We start from the raw sequence: 2,961 nt of genomic DNA, 5'->3' as shown, positions 1-2,961 counted from the left end.
GTGGTGGCCAGGTGGCCACCACGCCGGGCATCAAGATTGCGCTTATCACCCATGCCGCGCCGGGCGACACCTTTTGGGACATTGTGCGCAAGGGTGCCCAGGAAGCGGCCGTGAAGGACAATGTGGACCTGCTCTACACCTCGGATCCCGACGGTGGGCGGCAGGCGCAACTGGTGCAGCAGGCCATTGACCAGAAAGTGGCCGGCATTGCGGTCACCTTGGCCAAGCCCGACGCGTTGAAGGACGTGCTGAAGAAGGCGGAGGCTGCTGGTATCCCGGTGGTCAGCCTGAATTCCGGTGAGGATGTGTTCAAGAGCGTTGGGGCGTTCACGCACTTTGGTTCGGATGAAAACATTGCCGGTGCCGCGGTTGGCACGAGGCTGGCGGCCGAGGGCGTGAGGCATCCGGTGTGTGTGATCCAGGAGCAGGGCAACGTGGCCCTTGAGGCCCGTTGCGCGGGTGTGAAGACCAAGGTGCCCGGGACGGAGATCTTGTATGTGCAGGGCACCGACATGACGCAGGTGGCGTCCACCGTGACCGCCAAGCTGCAGTCCACGCCGGGTGCGGACGCGATCATCGGGCTGGGTGCGCCCTTCACGGCGACCATTGTGAAGGCCGTGGATTCCCTGAACCTGGCGGGCAAGGTCAAGGTGGCCTCCTTTGACCTGAGCGGGGCGTTGATCCAGTCCATCATTGACGGCAAGGTCCAGTTCACGGTGGACCAGCAGCCGTGGCTGCAGGGATATGACTCGATTGACGCATTGTGGCAGAACTACCGTGGCGGCTTCAAGGTGGGCGGCGGGCTGCCGGTGCTGACGGGCCCGGCCATCATTGACAAGTCCAATGCCACCGCAGTGCTCAAATTTGCCCAGGAAGGCATCCGCTAAGGATGACTTGATCCCGCCGCCGGCACGGCCCGTCCGGGCCGGCGGCGGACAAGCCAGGAGAAACCCATGACAACCATGACAAAGTCCCCGCCGCCACTGACGGATGAACGCATTGGCAGGCGCAGCATGCTCTCGAACCTCCTTGGCCGGCCCGAAATCGGTGCCCTGGTCGGGGCGATCGTCCTGTTCATTTTTTTCTCGCTTGTGGCACCGGTTTTTTTGGAGGCGAATTCCTTCGCCACGGTGCTGTATGGCTCCTCCACGATCGGCATCATGGCCGTGGGGGTGGCGCTGTTGATGATTGGCGGGGAGTTCGACCTCTCCGCCGGTGTCGCGGTGATCAGCTCGGCGCTGACGGCGTCCTTGTTCAGCTGGTACTTCTCCGTGAATGTGTGGGTCGGGGTGGGCCTGGCCCTGGTGGTTTCCCTGGCCATCGGATTCGTCAACGGCTGGATCCTGATGAAGACGAAGCTGCCCAGCTTCATTGTCACCCTGGCGACGTTTTTGATGCTGACGGGTTTGAACCTGGCCCTGACCCGGTTGATCGGCGGCAGCGTTGCCACCCCGTCGATCGCCACGATGGACGGCTTCTCCTCGGCGCAGGCCGTGTTCGCCAACGATTTCACGATTGCCGGGGTGGATTTGAAGAGCCCGATCTTCATCTGGGTCATCCTGGTGGCCGTCACCTCGTGGGTCCTGCTGCGGACGAAGGTTGGGAACTGGATCTTCGCGGTGGGCGGGGATGAGAATGCGGCCCGGGCCGTGGGCGTGCCGGTGAAGTGGACCAAGATCGGCTTGTTCATGGGTGTGGGCTTTTGCGGCTGGGTGCTGGGCATGCACAACCTGTTCGCGTTCGACGCCGTGCAGTCCGGGGAGGGTGTTGGCAACGAGTTCCTCTACATCATTGCCGCGGTGATTGGCGGGTGCCTGCTCACCGGCGGGTACGGCTCGGCCATTGGCGGGGCGATCGGGGCGTTCATCTTCGGCATGGCCAACAAGGGCATCGTTTACGCGCAGTGGAACCCGGACTGGTTCAAGTTCTTCCTGGGCCTGATGCTGTTGCTGGCCACCATCGTGAACCTGATCGTCAAACGCCGTGCGGAACTTAAGTAAGGGAACGGACCACCATGACTGCCAAGCACACCGGAGTGGAAGCGTCCGGGGGCCCCGCGACCGCGGACATCGACCAGGAAACGCTGCTCAAGGACCAAACGGACCCGTTGACCCACACCCCGGTCCACCTGCTGGAGCTGGACAACGTGGGCAAGCACTATGGGAACATCATCGCCCTGACGGAGGTGACCATGGCCGTGGACACGGGCCGGGTGACCTGTGTCCTGGGTGATAACGGGGCGGGGAAGTCGACGCTGATCAAGATCATCGCCGGACTGCACCAGCACGACACCGGCACGTTCCGGATCATGGGGGAGGAACGGAAGCTGGGCAGCCCGCGTGAGGCGCTGGATTCCGGCATCGCGGCCGTGTACCAGGACCTGGCGGTGGTGGGGCTGATGCCGATCTGGCGCAACTTCTTCCTCGGCTCCGAGCTGACCGTGGGCCGCGGGCCGTTCAAGCGCCTGGACGTGAAGGCCATGAAGGAGATCACCAAGACCGAACTGGCACAGATGGGCATTGACCTGCGCGATGTGGAGCAGCCCATCGGCCAGCTTTCCGGCGGTGAGCGCCAGTGCGTGGCGATTGCGCGGGCCGTGCATTTCGGGGCGAAGGCGCTGATCCTGGACGAACCTACCGCGGCCCTGGGCGTGAAGCAGTCCGGGGTGGTGCTGCGCTACATCCTGCAGGCCCGCGACCGCGGCCTGGGCGTCATCTTCATCACCCACAACCCCCACCACGCCTTCCCCGTGGGCGACCGCTTCCTGCTCCTGAAGCGGGGCAGGTCGATCGGCTACTACGACAAGAAGGACGTCACCCTGGAGGAACTGACGGCCCAAATGGCCGGCGGTGCCGAACTGGCCGAGCTCGCCCACGAACTCGAAGCCATGGGCGGCCACGGCGAACTCGCCCAGGAACTCGAGGCCGAAGTGGCTGAAACCACCGGCCAGCTGCCCCGCTA

At 64.1% G+C, this 2,961-nt stretch carries 3 protein-coding genes; all 3 read left to right on the top strand.

The genetic code is table 11. The features are described from left to right. Positions 1-887: substrate-binding domain-containing protein (locus G6035_RS19360; protein WP_176618731.1), on the top strand; the 887-nt coding region annotated here is incomplete at its 5' end. Positions 888-953: 66 nt separating this feature from the next. After that, complete coding sequence (locus tag G6035_RS19355) at positions 954-2,000, top strand: ABC transporter permease (protein WP_176618730.1); 1,047 nt, start codon at positions 954-956, stop codon at positions 1,998-2,000. Positions 2,001-2,014: 14 nt separating this feature from the next. Then, positions 2,015-2,961: ATP-binding cassette domain-containing protein (locus tag G6035_RS19350; RefSeq protein WP_176618729.1), on the top strand; the 947-nt coding region annotated here is incomplete at its 3' end.

It is taken from the genome of Arthrobacter sp. SDTb3-6 (assembly GCF_013376095.1).
In the GTDB taxonomy this organism is placed as follows: Bacteria; Actinomycetota; Actinomycetes; order Actinomycetales; family Micrococcaceae; genus Specibacter.
The sequence above is the reverse complement of the archived record's forward strand: the minus strand, read 5'-3'. Positions and strand labels throughout refer to the sequence as shown.